Raw genomic sequence first — 19951 nt, 5'->3', positions numbered from 1 at the left:
TTTTTTTATACTATAAAATAATATTTTATCGACTAAACCAAAGGTTTAAAAAATTCATCACTTTTTGAAAAAGCAATCTCACTAAAATCAGAAATCACATAATTAGCAATTTTATAATTTTGATTCTTAGAATTTAAACTCTTGTAACCCACACAAAAAATTCCTGCCGCATTGGCTGCTTTAATTCCGTTAGTAGAATCTTCAATTACCATACATTCAGACTTATCAAAACCTGTAGATTCTGCTGCTTTTAAAAAAATTTCTGGGTGTGGTTTAGATTCTTTTAAATCTGCTCCACTAAACTTATTAGTAAAATAAGGATTAAGATCAAAACGATTAAAAATAAGTTCTATACCTGGCATTGATGCAGAAGAAGCCACGACTAAAGTTACACCATTAGCATGAAAATCTTTAATTCGCTCTAAAACCCCTTCAATAAGATCTAGCTCTCCATTATCAAACAAATATTTATAATGCTTACGTTTTAAACTCACTAAATATTCTGGTGTTTCAGTTAAATTAAACTGATCGACTAAGTATTTACAGATATTAATAGTGGATTGTCCTGTAAAAGATTCAAACAATTCATTCGTAACATCGATGTTTACCTCATCAAACATTTGAAAATAAGCTTTACGGTGTAAAGGTTCGGTATCAACAATAACACCATCCATGTCAAATAATACAGCTTTTAGCATAACTTTTTCTAATTTGAGGCGAAGATAAAAAAGTAAAATGGCATTGTAGAACAAAAGCGATCTACAATGCCATTAAGTTTATATTAAATTATGCTTAGTTTTGCAACTTGATACTTATGATTTAACCATGGCCAAAAAAGGACGCGAAAAAAACACAGTTAACAAAGCTAAACATAGCAGGCTGATTAACCAGAAAAAGAATAAATTGAAGTCTAAATCTGACGAACGCAAAGCTAGACTAAAAGCTATTGTTGAACTTGCTAAAGCTAAAAAGGAAAACGAATCTTAAATCTATAAGACGTTATCCATTATTTCTTGCACAATTTCAGGATTCAGTAATGTACTTGTATCTCCTAAGTTACTAGTATCATTACTTGCAATCTTTCTTAAGATACGACGCATAATTTTACCACTTCTTGTTTTAGGCAGACCATTTGTAAATTGAATTTTGTTCAACTTCGCAATTGGTCCAATTTGCTCTGTAATTAATTGATTGATCTCTTTACGTAAGTTATCATGATTTCTACTTTCGCCTGTTTCTTTTAAAGTCACATAACCATAAAGTGCATTTCCTTTAACATCATGAGGAAAACCAACTATGGCACTTTCTGCAACAGCAGGATGTTCATTAATTGCATCTTCAATTGGTGCTGTTCCTAAGTTATGACCAGAAACAATAATAACATCATCTACTCTACCTGTAATTCTGTAGTAACCAACCTCATCTCGTAATGCACCATCTCCTGTAAAATATTTACCATCATAAGCAGAGAAATAGGTGTCTTTATAACGCTGGTGATCTCCCCAAATAGTTCTCGCCATACTAGGCCAAGGGAATTTAATACACAATCTACCATCAACTTGATTCCCTTTTATTTCTGCGCCATGCTCATCCATCAAAGCCGGCTGAATACCAATAAATGGTAAAGTAGCATACGTTGGTTTTGTTGGTGTTGCAAAAGCAATAGGCGTAATCATTATACCTCCAGTTTCTGTTTGCCACCATGTGTCTACTATTGGTGATTTCTTCTTTCCAACGTTATCATCATACCAGTGCCATGCTTCTTCGTTAATTGGTTCTCCTACTGTTCCTAGTACTTTTAAGGATGATAAATCATGTTTTTCTAAATGCTCAACGCCTTCTTTTGCTAAAGCTCTAATAGCTGTTGGTGCTGTATAAAATTGATTGACTTTATGTTTTTCTACAATTTCCCAAAAGCGCCCAAAGTCTGGGTAACTTGGTACACCTTCAAACAATACCGTTGTCGCTCCATTACATAAAGGACCATAAACAATGTAACTATGCCCCGTAATCCAACCAATATCTGCCGTACACCAATACACATCTTTTTCTCTATATTGGAAAACATTTTTAAAAGTATAAGCCGTATATACCATATAACCAGCAGTTGTATGCACCATACCTTTAGGCTTTCCTGTTGAACCCGAAGTATAAAGTATAAATAATGGATCTTCAGCCTTCATGATTTCTGGCTCACAACGCTTATCGGCACTATCTAATAAAGGTTGTAACCAATGGTCACGTCCTTCTTTCATATAAATTTCAGAATGAATACGCTTCACAACTAAAACAGAATTAATCGTTGGACATTCATCTAAAGCTTCATCTACGATTCCTTTTAAATCTATGGTTTTTGAGCCACGGTAAGAACCATCACTTGTAATGACCATTTTACATTCTGAATCATTTATTCTTGTTGATAATGCTGTAGAAGAAAACCCTGCAAAGACCACAGAATGAATCGCTCCAATACGCGCACATGCTAAAGTCGCAATTGCTAATTCGGGAATCATTGGTAAATAAATACAAACACGATCTCCTTTCTGAATGCCTTGTTCTTTTAAAACATTGGCAAATTTACAAACGCGTTTATGTAATTGTTTATAGGTAATATGTTCGGCTTCTTCTGTAGGATCATTAGGCTCAAAAATAATAGCTGTTTTATCTCCTCTAGTATAAAGATGTCTATCGATACAGTTTTCTGTAATATTAAGTTCTGCACCTTCAAACCACTTTATTTCTGGCTTTGAAAAATCCCAACTTAATACGTTATCCCATTTTTTTCGCCACATAAAGTGTTCTTCAGCTATTTCTTCCCAAAATACTTCTGGATTTCTGACCGATTTACGATATACTTGATAGTATTCTTCTAAATGCTTTATATGATAATTACTCATTCTTTTTATATTTTATTGTTATTTCTAAATTTCTCAAACGCATTATTAAACACGAGAGGAAACGAGTTTATTGGTGATTTCTATTTTTAAAGATATTAAATTTAAATCCTAACTATGAATCCCTATTTTATGTATTTGATATACTGCTTTTATTTCATCTACAATAGCAACATCATCAATGGTTGATGGTATATTAAATTCTAGGTCATCAGCGATATTCCGCAATAATTTACGTAATGTTTTACCGCTTCTTGTTTTCGGTAAACGCTGTACAACAAGTACTTGTCTAAAAGATGCCACTGCTCCTATTTCTCGTCTAACGTCTTTTATTATTTCCTTTTGTGTTTGTTCTGCTTCATAAACTTTATCTGTTTTTAAAACCACTAAACCTAAAGGCTTTTGTCCCTTTAATTCACAATGCACACCAAATACAGCGCATTCTGCAACCGCTTTATGTGAAAATACAATCTCTTCCATTTCTGCAGTAGATAAACGATGTCCGGCAACATTTATAATATCATCTACACGCCCCGTTATAAATACGTAACCATCTTCATCTTTATAACCGCCATCTCCAGAAAAATAATACCCAGGAAAACGATTTAAATACCCAAACTTAAAACGATCAGGGTTCCCCCAAAGATTGCTTAGCGTTCCTGGTGGCAATGGTAGTTTTAATGCCACATAACCTTCTACACTAGATTGGACTTCTTCACCTTCTTCATTTAATATTTGAATATCATAACCACATACCGATAAACCTGCTGATCCTTCTTTTATAGGTTGAATAGCTACACCTACCATATTAGCTAGCATAGGCCACCCACTTTCGGTTTGCCACCAATGGTCAATAACAGGAATATTTAATTTTTCTTCTGCCCAATTTAAAGTAGCCACATCACAACGTTCACCTGCTAGAAATAAATATTTTAAGCTAGATAAATCGTATGGTTTTAATAAACGACCTGTTGGATCTTCTTTTTTAATTGCTCTTATAGCTGTTGGTGCCGTAAACATCGCTTTCACTTTATTTTCATCTATTACACGCCAAAAAGTAGAAGCATCTGGTGTTCTAATCGGTTTACCTTCAAAAACAATAGTTGTATTTCTATTTAATAATGGTCCGTAAGCAATAAAACTATGCCCCACAACCCAACCAACATCACTTGCTGCCCAAAAGGTTTCACCTTCATCTACACCATAAATATATTTCATAGAGAACTTAAGCGCTGTTGCATATCCGCCTGTATCTCTAATAATTCCTTTAGGTGTTCCCGTTGTTCCTGATGTATACAATACATAAGAAGGATGTGTTGATGCTACCGCTACTGCTTCTATAGATGGTGATTTTTCAACTAAAGTTGTATAATCTATATCATAATCTTTCTCTGGGATTTCAACCCCGAGTTCCCGATCAAAAACAATAACATGTTTAGGTTTATTTACGGCCTTTACAATGGCTTCATCTACAAAAGGCTTATAAGGAATAATCTTTTCGATTTCTACACCATTAGATGCTGTAATAATAGCTTTGGGTTTACAATCGTCAATACGAATGGCCAACTCATGAGGTGCAAATCCACCAAAAACAACAGAATGAATAACTCCAAGTCTTGCACAAGCTAACATTGCATAAATAGCTTGAGGAATCATAGGCATATAAATAATACAAGTATCTCCCTTTGTAAGTCCTAAGTTTTGTAAACCACCGGCTAATTTTGAAACTTCGTGATGTAACTCATTAAATGTAATTTGCTGCTTTGTATTAGTAACAGGTGAATCATAGATTAAGGCTTTTTGCGCTCCATAACCATCCTTAACATGCTTATCTATACACAAATAACTGAGATTCAACGCTCCATCTTCAAACCATTGATTATAATCATATTGATCTTTAGACAAAATAGTTTTAGGTGATTTAAACCAATCTATATTGCTCGCTTGATTTTTCCAAAATTGCTCTGGGTTCTGTATACTTTCGTTATAAAATTCTTGGTATTTCATGACTTTGCTTTTTTAGAGTTAAGTAAGCCAAACCAATTAGGATTGAGTATTTTGAGTTTTATAAGTACCCAAATAATCACCAAGAAACAAATCCCCATAACTATAGAAAGCATAGGTGTTACATTGGCAATGTTTTCGTATTTAAACCTTATAAAAAGCGTTGCAATTGCATAGATACTTATAATTATATCTGACGCTAATGGGTTAATGTGAAACTTCATGTCTTTAAATTTTAATTAAACTTAGTTTGTTTGCACACAAAACCAATTTCAAATAAGATTTAACAGACTGTTTCTAAGTCACAAGTTCCTGAATTTCAGAAACTATTTTTTTTACTGAAAAGGGTTTAGTTAAATATTTATCGGCTCCGAGACTTAGTCCCTTTTCAACGTCTGAAGCTTTATTCTTTGCGGTTAAAAACACGACTTTAATGTGTTTTAAACTCTCTGTTTCTTTTATAAATGTTAAGGTTTGATACCCATCTACATTTGGCATCATAATATCTAACAAAACAACGTTAGGCGTATGATGTTTTAATATTTCTAAAGCCTCACTTCCATCTCTTGCAATAAACACTTCAAAACCTTGTTTTTTGAAGGTGTACTCTAACGACATCACAATATTTGGTTCATCGTCAACAATTAAAATCTTCTTCTTCATACTTTAGGGTATCAATTTACTCAAAAGGTATTGTAAAAACAAGCGTTGCACCATTTTTCATGTCTTTTTTGGCCCAAATTTTCCCTTTATGCTTTTCTACTATTTGTTTTGTAATCGCTAAACCTAACCCACTACCTTCTGGTTTTCTTGTATTTTGATTTTTAGATTGGTAAAATTTATCGAAAATATAAATAAAATCTTCTTCCGGAATTCCTTTTCCATTATCTGCTACTGAGATTTCAACGACTTGGTTACCGATCTTATAATCGACTATAATTTTTCCTGTTTTTGTTTCGCAAAATTTAATAGCATTAGATAATAAATTGGTCAATACTTGAAGAATACGGTCTTCATCATAGTTAATTACAAAAGGATGTATATTGTTATTTACAATTAAAACTTCTTTTTTTGCTGCAATTTGAGAAACACTAGCAATAGCTTTACCAATTGTTTTTTGAATATCTTGTGGTTGTAAGTCTAAATGCAAACCACCTGTTTCTAATTTTTCAAAATCTAAAATATTATTGATTAAGCGCCCTAAACGATCCGAATCTTGTAAAATATTCTTTAAAAATCGGGCTTTAATTTCTTTAGGCATTTCCTCATCATCTAGAATGACTTCGGCTGCTGCACGAATTCCTGTTATTGGCGTTTTTAACTCATGGGCGACAGTATCTAAAAATTCATCTTTTTGCTTGTCTTTATCTATCAACTCGTCATTAGCCTCTTTCAATTGAAATGTTAATTGAGATAACTCATTCGACTTTTCTAGAAGTACTTTATTGCTAACTATGTTCTCTTTAGATTCCTCTAAAATCTTTAAAACCTCAACCAAACTAATCTGCTCTTCCTTAACCACACTTGCAATTAATATTTTTGCTGATGCAGAACCAATACTTCCTGTTAAGAGTTTTTCTGAAAAATTAATTAAACGTGCATCTGCCAACTGTGTATCTTGAGATAATTTATACTTTGTGAAAAATATTTTTAAAGCACGATTCGCTCTTTTTTCACCTAAAAATCGTGCTAAAACATTTTTAATATCTGCCACATAAGCTTCACCTTTCCAAACCAAGGCACTATCCTGAAGATTTGTAAAGTTTTTACTATCTACAAACATTTCAGCATAATTACGTTCTCTATAATTTCCTTTAGACATTAATGAAAACATTAAATAGCTAAACAAATTAAAGGTTATACTCCAGAAAAAAGCGTGAGCTGGTGGACTTAGAAAATCAATTCCAAATAAGGCATAGGGTTTTAAGGCTTCAATACCCATTAATCCATATTGACGAAAATCGTCTGTACCTGTATAAGCTTCCAATGTAAACGGCAAAACCAAGGTATAAATAGCAATACAAAACCCAACTATCATTCCGATAATAGCACCTTTTGATGAGCCACGATTCCAGTATAAACCTATAAAAAAGGAAGGTGCCAATTGCGAAATAATCACAAAAGAAATTAAACCTATTGAGTAGAGCGATAATGCTTTTGAAAACAACACATAAAAGAAATATGCTGCGATAATGATGGTAAAAATAGAAACACGACGAATAGTTTTAATATATTTTGAATTCCGTTCCGGTTGATTTTTTATAAATTTATCTAAGAACCCATACGGAATCACCAAGTTGTTACTCACCATTGTAGACAACGCCAAAGTAGACACTACAACCATAGAAATCACCGCTGAAAACCCACCTAAAAACACAAGCGTTGCCAAAAAGGTATTCCCATGCTCTAAGGGCAATAATAGCGTATAGTATTCTGCATTTTCTGTGGACCCAAAAGTGAGTTTCCCTGCCCAAGCAATAAAGATGACAAAAATATTAAACAATAATAAATACAATGGAAATAACCAAATAGCCTTCTTAAGATGTTTTTCTCTGTTATTCTCTAAAACGGCAACTTGAAACTGTCTTGGTAATAAAAACACGACCATAAATGATAACCCAATCATAAAAAACCAATTAAAGCCATCTTCCATTTTGCCAAGTGTCGAAAGTTCTTTAAAGTTATCTGTTACAGAAATTTTCTCGTAAATATCCGAAGTCCCATCAAACAAGTAGAATGTAATATACGCTCCTATAGCCAGAAAAAACAACAACTTCAACATCGACTCTAATGCCACTGTAGCAACAATACCTTTATGTTTTTCTGATGCATCTGTATTTTGAGTTCCAAAAAAAGCAGCGAATATGGCTAATAATAAAGCGATGTAAAATGTAGAATCGTCAATTACGGTGGTAGAAACATAACTATTATCTCCAGATATAATTTCGAAGGTTTCTGAGACGGCCTTCAACTGTAAAGAAATATAAGGCAAGGTACCAAAAAGACAAATCACAGTAACTAATGCGCCCAAAAATCTATTATTTCCGTAACGTAAAGAAATAAAATCTGCAATTGAAGAAATTTTATGTTGCTTAGATATTCTTATAATTTTCCGAAGCATTACAATCCATAAAGGCGCAGCAATAACAGGACCTAAATAGATTGGTAAAAAATGGATTCCGGAATTAGCGGCAATGCCTACGCTTCCATAATACGTCCATGCTGAACAATAAACCGCTAAAGACAAGGTGTAGACGTATGGATTATTTACCCATTTACTTTGTCGTTTCTTTTCAGCAAGAAAAGCAATGTAAAACAACATTGCTAAATAGATAATAATGATAATGATTACGGCGTAACTATTCATAATGGCGTTTTAAAACGATATATGAAATCACAATTGAAATCATCCAAAACGTAAATAACGAGAAGTATAGTGTTGGAATCCCGAAAATGGCGCCTTCAAAATTAAAAATGAGGACAAAGGGAATATTGAATACAAAAAACAAAGCTATTGACAATACCACTAGCTTTTGTTCGTGACGTTTTTTCATGAATTCGTAATTATTAATAGAAATAACTAAATATCTACTAATATAAGAAATCAGTATTACAAAATTTGCAATACTGATTCTCTAACTAAGTAAAATTAAAATAATGATATATAAAACTATATAGACATTAGCTTTTTAATGGTCTTGTGCTTCTCCTGCACCTGAAGGTATTCTGATACTTTCAACCATATCTTGAACATCTTGAGGTGGTGCAACTGATAATCTTGAAATAACTACCGAAATCACAAAATTGACGCACATAGCAATGGTTCCAAAACCTTCTGGTGAAGTTCCAAACCACCAATCTTCACTGGTTCCGCCTCCAAACATATCGAGTTTAAAGCGCATCATGTAATACATCATTAATGTAATACCAACAATCATACCTGCAATAGCACCTTCTTTATTCATTCGTTTATCAAAAATCCCTAAAATAATGGCAGGAAAAAAAGATGCGGCGGCAAGACCAAAGGCGAGCGCGACGACGGCGGCGACAAATCCTGGTGGATTAATCCCGAAGTAACCTGCAATTAAAATCGCTACAAAAATTGAAATTCTTGCTGCTCTTAATTCATTTTTATCAGAAATATCTGGTCGCAATTGTTTCTTAATTAAATCATGAGAAACGGATGTAGAAATTACTAAAAGTAATCCTGCAGCTGTAGATAAAGCTGCTGCAAGCCCACCGGCTGCTACCAATCCAATGACCCAATTTGGTAAGTTTGCAATTTCAGGATTTGCTAATACCATGATATCTCTATCCACATATAATTCATTGACTTCACCGCTACTGTTAGCAACAATACGCTCACCATGTTCTCCTCTAGCATCTGTAAATTCTGGTTTACTACTAGACAATGCATTTCCTGCAACATATTGAATTTTACCATCGCCATTTTTATCAGACCAAGCAATTAAGCCTGTATTTTCCCAATTTTTAAACCAAACCGGAATTTCATCATAACGTTGGTTACTTACCGTTTCAATTAAATTAGTTCTAGAAAAAACGGCTACAGCAGGCGCTGTTGTATACAAAATAGCAATTAAGAATAATGCATATCCTGCAGATTTACGTGCATCTTTCACTTTAGGCACTGTAAAAAAGCGAACAATAACGTGAGGTAAACCAGCAGTACCAGCCATTAACGCTAAAGTAATAGCTAATACATCCCAAGTGCTTTTGGTTCCGCTGGTATATTCATGAAACCCTAATTCTGTATGTAAAGAATCTAATTTATCGAGAAGAAATGCTCCGCCTTCAACTTTACCACCCATTCCAATTTGAGGAATAATGTTTCCTGTCATTTGCAATGAAATAAAGAATGCTGGCACCATAAAAGCAAAAATCAAAACACAATATTGTGCGACTTGCGTGTATGTAATTCCTTTCATACCACCCAATAAAGCGAAGGCCAGTACCACTGTCATTCCTATAATCACACCTACAGTAATATCTACTTGTAAAAATTGAGAAAACACAATTCCAACACCACGCATTTGGCCTGCAACGTAAGTAAATGAAACGATTAACGCACAAATTACAGCCACCGTTCTTGCGGTGTTTGAATAGTAGCGATCTCCAATAAAATCAGGAACTGTAAACTTCCCAAACTTTCGTAAATAAGGCGCTAAAAGCAATGCTAAAAGCACGTAACCTCCGGTCCATCCCATAAGATAAACAGAGCCATCGTAACCTGCGAAGGAAATAATACCTGCCATACTTATAAAGGAGGCGGCACTCATCCAATCGGCAGCCGTTGCCATACCATTTGCTAATGGAGAAACACCTCCACCCGCAACATAAAATTCTTTAGTTGAGCCAGCTCTAGCCCAAATTGCGATTCCGAAATACAGCGCAAAAGTAATGCCGACTAATAACCAAGTCCATGTTTGTACACTCATAATATTTTTATTTAATGTTGTTAGTTAAGGCTTACTCGTCGTAACCGTATTTTTTATCTAGTTTGTTCATTAATCTTACATAAACGAATATTAATACCACGAAAACATATATAGACCCTTGTTGCGCAAACCAAAATCCTAGTTTAAAACCACCTAGTTTAAATTGGTTTAACTCTTCTCTAAATAGAATGCCACACCCAAAGGATACTACAAACCATATTGTTAGAAGTATGGCTAGATACTTCACATTTTCTTTCCAGTACGCTGTAGCGTGATCCTGTTTATTACTCATAGTTTCTTAGTTTTTATAGGTAAATCATAGCTTGAAGCGAAATAGTACTAGTGTCTACCGATCCAAAGCTTTGATTCATGTATTCTAAAGTTAATTTTGAATTATGCCCACTCATATAAGCATTGATACCAACACCTAATGTTGATCTGTTATCATCAACAGCATCATAACTATGTGTTCCGTAACTTACATAGGGTTGAAATCTTGTTTTTAGCTTATCACCTTTAAGAACATAACCAACATGACCATAAAGCATATCACCTGTTCCGTAGGCGCTGTACAAATAGTTTTTTCCGTAGTTACTATTCTGATAGACAGCATACGCAGTAATAGCACTTCCGTCTTCACCAATTGGTGTATCATAAAAAGCATCGACTGCAAAGATGGATACATCTTCACCTTCAAGATTTGGTGCAATAGCTGTGCCTGTATCAATTACTGAACCTTCAGGATGTAAAAAGAAACCTGCACCAATATTGAATACTTTTTTCTCTCCTAAGTATGTTCCAACTTTATAAGGCAAAAAGTTTGACTCTTGATCTAAAAAATGATAATCGAAATAACCAGCATAGGTTTTTCCTGCGGCTTTAGAACCAAGATTAGAGCGACCATTATAAACGGCATCACCACCTGCAACAGCTGTACGACCATCTAAAGAAGATACAGATGCATCGTTTACAGCAACGCGATATTGTAGCTTATTGAATTTCCCTTTCATAAACACACCTAGATGTCTTGCAAATTGATCTGACAAACCAATAGTTGCCCACGACTGACGGTTGTTATCTAGCGTCATGATATTAAGTGTACTTTGATTGTTTAATCTAGAAATACCATTGAAATAATGTAAACCTCCACCAACAGTATGATTTTCGCCTACATTATATTGCGCCCAAACATCGTGAAAGAACAGTTGAGAACCATCTCCTTTTCCGGTTGGACTTAACGTAGAACTTGTTAAACTATTTAATCCAAAATGAGTTAGAATTAAAAAGTCCTTGTTAATTTGAGCGAACATTAAAACTCTAGCACGGCGTAAATTAAAGTTTAATTTACTGTTTTCGTTTCCGTTACCATCAAAGGTTTCATCTGTATTGTAATTGGCTTGGACTTGTGCCCAAGAAATGAGACGAAGATATTTAGAGCCTTCTTCGTTGAATTTGAATTTAAGTCCACCAGAATAATCTGGCGAGCCTTGAGCAATCATAAATTGAAAGAACATGATAAACAGTCCTATCAATACAAAAGTTTGATTCTTCATTGTTTAAAAAGATTAGTTAGTACTTAAAATTAGTTTTGTGTGCACCACTAAGCTCTTAAAAACATCTCTTTAATTCATATTTTATATACTAATTTGTTAAATTGATATACTAATCTTTAAAACGCTCCCATTTAATCAACATGAATTTGTCACCTAACTCAGTAACAATAACACCTGCACCTTTTATATTTTCTGTTTCAGAAAAATACCGACTAAGTTCATTAGCGTTTAATATTTTGTAAGTTGGGTGATAATTAGAGTTATAAGGACGTTTTATGTTATACTTTTTAACCCAATTCATTACACTTACGTGAGAAATACCAAGAATGCGCTCAATTTCTCTATAGGTGAGACCTTCTAAATAGAGTTGTAAGGACTTGTTAACATAATAGTCGTCTATCTTCTTCCCTATCTTATTAACAGTAAAATAGTAGTTGCATTTTTTACATTTAAAACGCTGTCTTTTATTGACTACTCCGCTCTTAACATACTGATCACTACTGCAATTTGGACACAAATCTATTGTCATATATAGTTATTTAGCATAAATATATCAAATTAGCAATATACACAACAATAAATAGTTAAAATATTTTCAAATCAACAATAATTAAACTTAAAATTTACCATTTTCATTATTATAAATGAATAAATTATCAAAATCAAAAAAGACCTACACACAACGTATATAGATCTTTTTTCAAAATAAAATTTATAATAAAGATATTACAGTAGATCAATTGGCTAATAAAGCTCACATGAGTGCTTCTCATTTTCATAAGCAGTTTAAAAATACTTTAGGTATTTTGCCTATTAATTATATCAATTCAGAAAAAATTAAATTTTCTAAGAAACTTATTAAATCATCTCAAAATTTAAGAATGTCGGAAATAGCATTTCAATCTGGCTTTAATAATACAAGTTACTTCAATAGACAATTTAAAAAAATGGAAATGATGACGCCTCAACAATTTAAAGCTTCCGTAAATCATCAGATATAACCATTACATGTTCTGTATATCTTAAAGTTACTTTAATTCAAAAAAAAGTAAATTATACAAACTAAAAAAGGCTACAAATTAGCAGCCTTATATATTCTTAAATATGTAATTTAATAATCTATTATTTTATTGAAACCAAGATTCTTTCTTTTTTCTTAGTTCTATACAGAGTCAATGTTGCCATAACACTCCATATTATATTAGATACGAAAGACGGAATTGCACTATAGTAATAACAGTTAATAGCAATTAAAAGTGCTCCAAAAAGATTTAAGTACTTAGCATAGTCAAAGTACCTTTTGTTTTCTATAATTGTTAGTCCATAAGCAAGAACTAAAAAGCCAGAACCTGACCAACCTAATACGTCAATTACTAATTTCATTTCTCTTAATTTGTTTCATTTTATTTAAGTGAATCATGAAGCAAATTTGCAACAACCTCCTTAATTTAAAATGATAAAAAAGCAACAATAAATGGTAATTTTTCGCCCTAATAAAATTATCTAGAAAATCTATTTCTAAATTCAGTTGGCGTTATACTTTGATGTTTTTTAAAGTATTTCACAAAATTAGTAGGCTCCTCAAAACCAAGTGTGTAACCTATTTCTTTCACACTATAAACTGTATGTACTAATAAACGTTTAGCCTCTAAAATAACTCTTGCATCTATCATGTGCTTTGGAGTAATAGCCATAACCTTTAAAGTCGCTGAGCTTAATCGTTTTTGAGTTACGTTTAATTGGAAAGTATATTTTGTTACAGATTTTTGCACTTTAAAATGCTTATCTATAAGATCTCTAAACTTAATAACAAAATCTAAATCAGTTCCTTTATTTATAATAACATTATTTTGATTTTGCTTTTCTCGTTCTGATATCAATAACAAGTTCTTAAGCTGATTTCGTATAATATCTGAACTGTAAATATCAACGTCATTAGCTAATTCTGTTTTAATAAATTTAAAAAAACTATTAAAAATCGGAATTAGCTTTTTTATCTTCAATGTTGTCACTGAAAACATATCGTTAAACAACATGTTACTCATAAGAAACTTAGTATCTTCTTCTGTTTTACAGAAAAAATTATCTGTAAAAAGTAAAACCTCTCCATCAATCTGCTCCGTTTTATCAAAACATTGAACACTATTTTTATCTACAAATAAAATTGTATTTGGTATTATCTCAATGGTATTAAGATCAACCACATGCTTAGGGAAACCTGTTTTAAACCATATAATTTGATAAAAATCGGCACGGTGCGGAATGATTAATTCATTAAACGAACTAGAATAAAGCGCTCTTAGGTTACGATGTTCAAATTCGTAAGGTAATCCCTGCTTAAAACCATATTTTCGAATACCTGATATCACTTAATATTTCTTTTAACTTAGAACAAAAGTATGTGTTTTTTTCAAAATGAAAGTTGAACATCAATAACAACTAATAATTTAGTTTTAATTAGACTCAGTAAATCATTTTGAATAAAATTTAACAAAAAAAATCCTACTTTCGTAGGATTCTTATCTGACTAATTATAGTCTATTAATTTATTAAATCATTTAAATATTCGTTTACTTTTTCTTTGGTTTCTCCTGTACGTTTTTGGATTCTCCCCACTAATTCATCTTCCTTTCCTTCCACATAATCTAAATCGTCATCGGTGAGTTCTCCCCACTTTTGCTTAATTTTTCCTTTAGCTATATTCCAATTTCCTTTTGCTTTATCTTCCCATGCTTTTGACATAATTCTTGAGTTTTTGTAGTTAATGCAAATCCTTGTGATTCGCTATGGTGTAAAGGTAATAGGCTTTGTAAAGGTATTTTAGCTCTATTCATTTATTAGTTGACTCGTTTCACTAAACAATGTTATCCTTGTTAATAGTAGATAAGAATCTATTTAATAAGACTAAACATAAACCTTTGTTAAAAAAAAGAATGAACGTTCATTTTTACTTACATTTGTACCAGAATTAAAATTATCATGGCAAAACTTCAAAAAAGTATAGACAAAAGAAACGCATTAGTTAAAGCAACCATAGAGTTGGTCAATAACAATGGATTTCACGCTACTCCAATGAGTAAAATTGCAAAAATGGCAAAAGTATCGCCTGCAACAATTTATCTCTATTTTGAAAACAAACAAGATTTAGTTAATCAAACTTATATCGAAGTTAAAGCAGAATATACCAATTATGCTTTTGCAACTTACGAAGAAAATATGTCCGTTGAAGATGGTTTTGAATTGATTTGGAAACGCATAGCAGATTTTAAATTAAAAGAGTGCGAACACGCTATGTTTTTAGCCCAATGTGATAATACACCAATGATAGATGAACCCAGTAGAATTGAAGGTATAAAACACCTACAACCCCTACTCGATCTTTGGCAACGCGGCAAAAAAGAAGGTTTAGTAAAACCTCTATCTGATTTTATTTTGTACGCCTATGCCATTAATCCTCTATCATTTTTAATGATTACTCAAAAAAGAGGTGCATTTCAGTTAAATGAATCCCATATCGAAGAGGCTTATCAAGCGGCTTGGGATAGTATTAAAGTGAATAAGTAATATGAAAAAAACAGCTATCCTATTAGGAGCTTCAGGCTTAACAGGCTCTCATGTGCTTCAAAAGTTAATTGCTGATGAACGTTACGAGACCATCAAATTATTTTCGAGATCTAGAATTGAAAGTTTACCTCAAAATAAAGTACAACAGTTTACAGGAAACTTACTAGAGTTAGAACAATTTAAAACCGACTTTATAGCGGATGAAATATACTGTTGCATAGGTACTACAAAATCAAAAACACCAGATAAGGTGATGTATAAAAGAATTGATTATGGTATTCCTGTTGCAGCTTCAAAATTAGCAAAAGCTAATGGCATCAACACCTTTTTGGTAGTCTCTGCAATGGGTGCGAATAAAAAGAGTAGTGTCTTTTATAACAAAACTAAAGGAGAAATGGAGCAAGATGTATTAGCACTAAAAATAGCTAACACTTATATCTTCAGACCATCTTTAATTGGAGGTAATCGTGAAGAAAAAAGAACTTTAGAAAAAATAGGGCTAGCATTATTTAAAATTATTCAACCCTTATTTATCGGAGCTTTAAAAAAATATAAAATTGTTGATGCTGCTATTATTGCTGAGGCAATGATTAAGACAGCAAATACTAAAAAACATACTGAAGCCATTATTACTTCAGATCAAATTAATACAATAGGTAATAACAATTAAAAAATAAAATATGGAATTATTAGATAAATTAAAATGGCGTTACGCAGCTAAAGCAATGAACGGTGAAACTGTTCCTGAAGAAAAATTACATAACATTTTAGAAGCCGCACGCTTAGCACCAACATCAAGTGGTTTACAACCTTTTGAAATCATAGTAGTTGAAAATAAAGACTTAAAAGAACAAATTAGACCAGTAGCTTGGAACCAATCGGTAATTACAGATTGCTCTCACCTACTCGTTTTTGCAGCTTGGGATACGTATACACCAGAGCGTATTAATCATATGTTCGATTTAACAAATGATATTCGTGGTTTTAAAAATCAAGGTTGGGAAGACTACAGACAAATGTTATTAAATTCTTATCCTCAAAAAGATGCTGAAGAGAATTTTAATCACGCTGCTAAACAAGCCTATATCGCTTTTTCTCAAGCTTTAACTGCTGCTGCTTTTGAAGGTGTTGATGCGACACCAATTGAAGGTTTTGACCCAGATGCTGTAGATAAAATTCTTGGATTACGAGAAAAAGGATTACGCAGTGCCGTTTTAATGCCAATTGGTTATAGAAAAGAAAATGAAGATTGGTTAGTAAATCTTGTTAAGGTGAGAAAACCTATGGAAGAATTAGTAACTGTAATGAAATAAAAACAAAACATGATGACAAAGACTATATCATTAAAAAATAGACCTCAAGGAAAACCATCACTATCTAATTTTGAATTTACAACAGACGATTCAGAATTATCAATTAAAGATGGAGAACTCCTTTTAGAAACCACTTATGTTTCTGTAGATCCTTATTTAAGAGGAAGAATGAGCGATGCAAAATCGTACGTACCACCTTTTAAACTTAACGAACCTGTACATTCTGGCGTTATCGCTAAAGTGATCAGTTCAAAAAATGAAAAATTTAAAGAAGGAGACTATGTTTCTGGTATGTTAAACTGGCAAACAAAACAAGTTTCTAATGGTGAAGGACTTAATAAGGTAGATCCATCTAAAGCACCATTAAGTGCTTATTTAGGGATTTTAGGGATGACTGGTTTAACCGCGTATTGTGGATTAACAGAAATAGGAAAACCTAAAAAAGGAGAAACTTTAGTGGTTTCTGGTGCTGCTGGAGCCGTTGGTTCTGTGGTTGGACAAATCGGAAAAATACTAGGATTAAGAGTGATTGGTATTGCGGGTTCTGATGAAAAAGTAGAGCTATTAAAATCAAAATTTGGTTTTGATGAAGGCATCAATTACAACACGACTGAAAACATGCAAGAAGCTATTGCTAAAGCAGCACCTAACGGTGTAGATGTTTATTTCGATAATGTTGGAGGACCTATTTCAGATGGTGTTTTAGTGAATATTAACCAATTAGCAAGAATCATAATTTGTGGTGCAATTTCAGTTTACAACAGTACAGAAGCACCAAAAAGCTTAAGTGTACAACCATTTTTAGTAAAAAACAGTGCTTTAATGCAAGGGTTTATCGTTTCTAATTATGCAGCTAAATTTCCAGAAGCGATTAAACAATTAGCAACTTGGTTAGCTGAAGATAAATTAACCTATTCTGAAACTGTAGTTGAAGGTTTTGATAACATTCCTCAAGCTTTTATAGACTTATTTGATGGTAAGAATAAAGGTAAAATGGTTGTTAAAATTTAAAAATCAAATGACAACTACTCCCAACATTTCCATTTATAAAATGATCTATTAAAGAGCATTTTAGAATGGATTAGAGTAAATAATAAAATTAAAAAAAGAAAAGAAAATGAATAATTTTGAATTTAAAAACCCTACCAAAATCATATTTGGTAAGGATACCATAGAAAAACTAGAAAACGAAATCCCTAAGGATGCAAAAGTCTTATTACTTTATGGAGGCGGAAGTATTAAAAAGAACGGCATTTACGACCAAGTAAAAACAGCTTTAGCAAAAGTCGATGTTGTTGAGTTTGGAGGTATTCCTGCTAACCCAGAGTATTCTAAATTAATGGAAGCTCTAAAAGTAATTAAAGACGAAAACATCACCTATTTACTTGCTGTTGGTGGTGGATCTGTAATTGATGGGACTAAGTTTTTATCGGCTGCTGCTTTATATGAAGGCGATACACCTTGGGATATTTTAACTCAAAACATCAGAACAGAAAAAGGAATGCCTTTTGGTACGGTTTTAACTTTGCCAGCAACAGGTTCTGAAATGAATTCTGGTTCTGTTATTACAAGAGCAGAAACTAAAGAAAAACTAGCTATGGGAGGTCCTGGTTTGTTTCCTCAGTTTTCTATTTTAGATCCACAAGTCATTACTTCAATTCCGCAACGTCAATTGGCAAACGGAATCACGGATGCTTTTACACACGTTTTAGAGCAATATATGACCTATCCTATTGGCGCTTTATTGCAAGATCGTTTTGCTGAAAGTATTTTGCAAACCTTAATCGAAATCGCACCAAAAGTATTGAAAGATCCTACAGATTATAAAGCCGCTTCTAACTTTATGTGGAGTTGTACTATGGCTTTAAATGGATTAATTCAACAAGGTGTTCCTGGAGACTGGGCCGTTCATGCTATTGGTCATGAGTTAACAGCCTTATTCGGAATTGATCATGCACGTACCTTAGCGGTAATTGCACCAAGCCATTACAAATATAATTTTGAAGATAAAAAAGAAAAATTAGCACAGTACGCTGAGCGTGTTTGGAATATTACTGAAGGAACTACTAATGACAAAGCTTATGCTGCCATTGATAGAACGGAAGCATTTTTCCATGAATTAGGAATTGATACTAAACTTTCAGATTACACTAAAGATTATGAGGGGACTGCTGAAGAAATTTCAAAACGTTTTGTAGAACGTAAATGGATGGGATTAGGAGAGCATAAAACCTTATCACCAGACCGTGTAGAGAAAATTGTAAAAATGGCTTATTAATTTTAGAAATGAAATTAATAAAAACCATGGCTATTGTGCTCATCAGTATAACAGCTTTCAGTTGTAATAATGCACAAAAAGAATCACCTTCTGAAAACGTTTCAGAAGCTATAAAAGAATTTAAAAAACAACATACAATGAACGTATTATTTGTATTAACGTCTCACGATCAATTAGGAGACACCGGAAAAAAAACAGGCTTTTGGGTTGAAGAATTCGCTAGTCCATATTACACCTTATTAGATAAAGGTGCAAACATTACTATTGCAACACCAAAAGGTGGTGCAGCACCAATAGATCCAAGTAGTGATGGTCCTGATGCAGCAACAGCAGCAACAGAACGTTACAATAAAGATGATGAGGCAAAACAAAAAATAGCAAACACAAAAGTATTAGCAGATATAAATGCTGATGATTTTGATGCGGTATTTTACCCAGGAGGTCACGGACCATTATGGGATTTGACTAACGATGCTAATTCTGTAGCGTTAATTGAGAAGTTTGACCGTCAAGAAAAACCAATTGCTTTTGTTTGTCACGCCCCTGCTGTTTTAAAAGATGTTAAAAATGCAGATGGAACAGCTTTAGTTAAAGGTAAAAAAATAACTGGTTTTTCTAACAAAGAAGAAGCTGCTGTTGGTTTAACAGAGGTTGTACCTCTTTTATTAGAAGATATGCTTATTGAAAATGGAGCGATGTATTCTAATAAAGAGAATTGGGCACCTTACGCTGTGCAAGACGGAAACTTAATTACAGGACAAAACCCTGCATCTTCTGAACTTGTTGCTGAAAAATTATTGGAAGCACTAAAATAATCTCTCAAGATTAATTACCCTAATTAATAACAAAAAGCCTGTATAACATTATGTTTACAGGCTTTTATTTGTTT

Annotated in this window: 22 protein-coding genes; 8 read left to right on the top strand and 14 right to left on the bottom strand. The window is 32.9% G+C overall.

Features of this window, described 5'->3' with window-relative positions; genetic code table 11:
* Positions 1-32: 32 nt before the first annotated feature.
* Positions 33-698: an HAD family hydrolase gene (locus HSX10_RS16025; RefSeq protein ID WP_173589262.1), complete on the bottom strand. Its 666-nt coding sequence runs from the start codon at positions 696-698 to the stop codon at positions 33-35.
* A gap of 100 nt (positions 699-798) precedes the next feature.
* On the opposite strand from HSX10_RS16025, the gene HSX10_RS16020 reads away from it, so the two are divergent.
* The gene (locus tag HSX10_RS16020; protein WP_173589207.1) at positions 799-987 is read left to right on the top strand and encodes a hypothetical protein; all 189 of its coding nucleotides are present in this window, start codon (positions 799-801) and stop codon (positions 985-987) included.
* 2 nt (positions 988-989) lie between these two features.
* Here HSX10_RS16020 and acs read toward each other — a convergent pair whose 3' ends face one another.
* The 10 genes from acs to HSX10_RS15970 all read right to left on the bottom strand — a co-directional run bounded on the left by acs (position 990) and on the right by HSX10_RS15970 (position 12436).
* Entirely contained in the window at positions 990-2897 is a 1908-nt protein-coding gene (gene acs, locus HSX10_RS16015; protein WP_173589261.1) for an acetate--CoA ligase, read from the bottom strand.
* Between the two features lie 108 nt (positions 2898-3005).
* Complete coding sequence (locus HSX10_RS16010) at positions 3006-4901, bottom strand: AMP-binding protein (RefSeq protein ID WP_173589260.1); 1896 nt, start codon at positions 4899-4901, stop codon at positions 3006-3008.
* Positions 4898-5122: a hypothetical protein gene (locus tag HSX10_RS16005; RefSeq protein WP_173589259.1), complete on the bottom strand. Its 225-nt coding sequence runs from the start codon at positions 5120-5122 to the stop codon at positions 4898-4900. The genes HSX10_RS16010 and HSX10_RS16005 overlap by 4 nt, the downstream gene beginning before the upstream one ends.
* A 73-nt stretch (positions 5123-5195) precedes the next feature.
* Positions 5196-5561 (bottom strand): response regulator, encoded by a 366-nt coding sequence (locus HSX10_RS16000; RefSeq protein ID WP_173589258.1) that lies wholly within the window; start codon positions 5559-5561, stop codon positions 5196-5198.
* A 16-nt stretch (positions 5562-5577) separates the two neighbouring features.
* Positions 5578-8265, bottom strand: coding sequence for a sodium:solute symporter family transporter (locus HSX10_RS15995; protein WP_173589257.1), 2688 nt, complete (start codon positions 8263-8265; stop codon positions 5578-5580).
* A complete protein-coding gene (locus HSX10_RS15990; RefSeq protein WP_173589256.1) occupies positions 8258-8452 on the bottom strand; it encodes a hypothetical protein in 195 nt (64 codons plus the stop codon). The genes HSX10_RS15995 and HSX10_RS15990 overlap by 8 nt, the downstream gene beginning before the upstream one ends.
* Before the next feature lie 135 nt (positions 8453-8587).
* Positions 8588-10354 (bottom strand): sodium:solute symporter family protein, encoded by a 1767-nt coding sequence (locus tag HSX10_RS15985; RefSeq protein ID WP_173589255.1) that lies wholly within the window; start codon positions 10352-10354, stop codon positions 8588-8590.
* A 31-nt stretch (positions 10355-10385) separates the two neighbouring features.
* Entirely contained in the window at positions 10386-10646 is a 261-nt protein-coding gene (locus tag HSX10_RS15980; protein WP_173589254.1) for a DUF4212 domain-containing protein, read from the bottom strand.
* 13 nt (positions 10647-10659) lie between these two features.
* Entirely contained in the window at positions 10660-11907 is a 1248-nt protein-coding gene (locus tag HSX10_RS15975; RefSeq protein ID WP_173589253.1) for a hypothetical protein, read from the bottom strand.
* Between the two features lie 109 nt (positions 11908-12016).
* Positions 12017-12436 (bottom strand): IS1/IS1595 family N-terminal zinc-binding domain-containing protein, encoded by a 420-nt coding sequence (locus HSX10_RS15970; protein WP_173589252.1) that lies wholly within the window; start codon positions 12434-12436, stop codon positions 12017-12019.
* A 163-nt stretch (positions 12437-12599) separates the two neighbouring features.
* Between HSX10_RS15970 and HSX10_RS15965 the strand changes: the two genes are divergently transcribed.
* Complete coding sequence (locus HSX10_RS15965; RefSeq protein WP_367651282.1) at positions 12600-12908, top strand: helix-turn-helix domain-containing protein; 309 nt, start codon at positions 12600-12602, stop codon at positions 12906-12908.
* A gap of 121 nt (positions 12909-13029) precedes the next feature.
* On the opposite strand, the gene HSX10_RS15960 is transcribed toward HSX10_RS15965, so the two are convergent.
* From HSX10_RS15960 to HSX10_RS15950, 3 genes are all read right to left on the bottom strand, one after another.
* Positions 13030-13290, bottom strand: coding sequence for a CBU_0592 family membrane protein (locus tag HSX10_RS15960; RefSeq protein ID WP_173589251.1), 261 nt, complete (start codon positions 13288-13290; stop codon positions 13030-13032).
* 116 nt (positions 13291-13406) lie between these two features.
* Positions 13407-14276, bottom strand: coding sequence for a helix-turn-helix domain-containing protein (locus tag HSX10_RS18905; RefSeq protein ID WP_173589250.1), 870 nt, complete (start codon positions 14274-14276; stop codon positions 13407-13409).
* A gap of 172 nt (positions 14277-14448) precedes the next feature.
* Positions 14449-14649 (bottom strand): CsbD family protein, encoded by a 201-nt coding sequence (locus HSX10_RS15950; RefSeq protein ID WP_173589249.1) that lies wholly within the window; start codon positions 14647-14649, stop codon positions 14449-14451.
* Positions 14650-14886: 237 nt separating this feature from the next.
* Between HSX10_RS15950 and HSX10_RS15945 the strand changes: the two genes are divergently transcribed.
* The 6 genes from HSX10_RS15945 to HSX10_RS15920 all read left to right on the top strand — a co-directional run bounded on the left by HSX10_RS15945 (position 14887) and on the right by HSX10_RS15920 (position 19877).
* Positions 14887-15471 (top strand): TetR/AcrR family transcriptional regulator, encoded by a 585-nt coding sequence (locus HSX10_RS15945; RefSeq protein ID WP_173589248.1) that lies wholly within the window; start codon positions 14887-14889, stop codon positions 15469-15471.
* A gap of 1 nt (position 15472) precedes the next feature.
* Entirely contained in the window at positions 15473-16141 is a 669-nt protein-coding gene (locus tag HSX10_RS15940; RefSeq protein WP_173589247.1) for an NAD(P)H-binding protein, read from the top strand.
* A gap of 10 nt (positions 16142-16151) precedes the next feature.
* Positions 16152-16784, top strand: a complete 633-nt coding sequence (locus HSX10_RS15935) for an NAD(P)H-dependent oxidoreductase (protein ID WP_173589246.1) — start codon at positions 16152-16154, stop codon at positions 16782-16784.
* Between the two features lie 12 nt (positions 16785-16796).
* A complete protein-coding gene (locus HSX10_RS15930) occupies positions 16797-17795 on the top strand; it encodes an NADP-dependent oxidoreductase (RefSeq protein WP_173589245.1) in 999 nt (332 codons plus the stop codon).
* A gap of 106 nt (positions 17796-17901) precedes the next feature.
* Positions 17902-19062, top strand: coding sequence for an iron-containing alcohol dehydrogenase (locus HSX10_RS15925; protein WP_173589244.1), 1161 nt, complete (start codon positions 17902-17904; stop codon positions 19060-19062).
* A gap of 8 nt (positions 19063-19070) precedes the next feature.
* Complete coding sequence (locus HSX10_RS15920) at positions 19071-19877, top strand: type 1 glutamine amidotransferase domain-containing protein (RefSeq protein WP_173589243.1); 807 nt, start codon at positions 19071-19073, stop codon at positions 19875-19877.
* Positions 19878-19951 lie beyond the last annotated feature (74 nt).

Origin of the sequence: Winogradskyella undariae (genome assembly GCF_013285155.1) — a bacterium.
GTDB classification, from domain to species: Bacteria; Bacteroidota; Bacteroidia; order Flavobacteriales; family Flavobacteriaceae; genus Winogradskyella; species Winogradskyella undariae.
The sequence above is the reverse complement of the archived record's forward strand: the minus strand, read 5'-3'. Positions and strand labels throughout refer to the sequence as shown.

Bases quoted from the DNA above. Each gene is read 5' to 3' on its own strand.
- HSX10_RS16025 (WP_173589262.1), bottom strand. From the start codon at position 698: ATGCTAAAAGCTGTATTATTTGACATGGATGGTGTTATTGTTGATACC.
- acs (WP_173589261.1), bottom strand. From the start codon at position 2,897: ATGAGTAATTATCATATAAAGCATTTAGAAGAATACTATCAAGTATAT.
- HSX10_RS16010 (WP_173589260.1), bottom strand. From the start codon at position 4,901: ATGAAATACCAAGAATTTTATAACGAAAGTATACAGAACCCAGAGCAA.
- HSX10_RS16005 (WP_173589259.1), bottom strand. From the start codon at position 5,122: ATGAAGTTTCACATTAACCCATTAGCGTCAGATATAATTATAAGTATC.
- HSX10_RS16000 (WP_173589258.1), bottom strand. From the start codon at position 5,561: ATGAAGAAGAAGATTTTAATTGTTGACGATGAACCAAATATTGTGATG.
- HSX10_RS15995 (WP_173589257.1), bottom strand. From the start codon at position 8,265: ATGAATAGTTACGCCGTAATCATTATCATTATTATCTATTTAGCAATG.
- HSX10_RS15990 (WP_173589256.1), bottom strand. From the start codon at position 8,452: ATGAAAAAACGTCACGAACAAAAGCTAGTGGTATTGTCAATAGCTTTG.
- HSX10_RS15985 (WP_173589255.1), bottom strand. From the start codon at position 10,354: ATGAGTGTACAAACATGGACTTGGTTATTAGTCGGCATTACTTTTGCG.
- HSX10_RS15980 (WP_173589254.1), bottom strand. From the start codon at position 10,646: ATGAGTAATAAACAGGATCACGCTACAGCGTACTGGAAAGAAAATGTG.
- HSX10_RS15975 (WP_173589253.1), bottom strand. From the start codon at position 11,907: ATGAAGAATCAAACTTTTGTATTGATAGGACTGTTTATCATGTTCTTT.
- HSX10_RS15970 (WP_173589252.1), bottom strand. From the start codon at position 12,436: ATGACAATAGATTTGTGTCCAAATTGCAGTAGTGATCAGTATGTTAAG.
- HSX10_RS15960 (WP_173589251.1), bottom strand. From the start codon at position 13,290: ATGAAATTAGTAATTGACGTATTAGGTTGGTCAGGTTCTGGCTTTTTA.
- HSX10_RS15950 (WP_173589249.1), bottom strand. From the start codon at position 14,649: ATGTCAAAAGCATGGGAAGATAAAGCAAAAGGAAATTGGAATATAGCT.
- HSX10_RS15945 (WP_173589248.1), top strand. From the start codon at position 14,887: ATGGCAAAACTTCAAAAAAGTATAGACAAAAGAAACGCATTAGTTAAA.
- HSX10_RS15940 (WP_173589247.1), top strand. From the start codon at position 15,473: ATGAAAAAAACAGCTATCCTATTAGGAGCTTCAGGCTTAACAGGCTCT.
- HSX10_RS15935 (WP_173589246.1), top strand. From the start codon at position 16,152: ATGGAATTATTAGATAAATTAAAATGGCGTTACGCAGCTAAAGCAATG.
- HSX10_RS15930 (WP_173589245.1), top strand. From the start codon at position 16,797: ATGACAAAGACTATATCATTAAAAAATAGACCTCAAGGAAAACCATCA.
- HSX10_RS15925 (WP_173589244.1), top strand. From the start codon at position 17,902: ATGAATAATTTTGAATTTAAAAACCCTACCAAAATCATATTTGGTAAG.
- HSX10_RS15920 (WP_173589243.1), top strand. From the start codon at position 19,071: ATGAAATTAATAAAAACCATGGCTATTGTGCTCATCAGTATAACAGCT.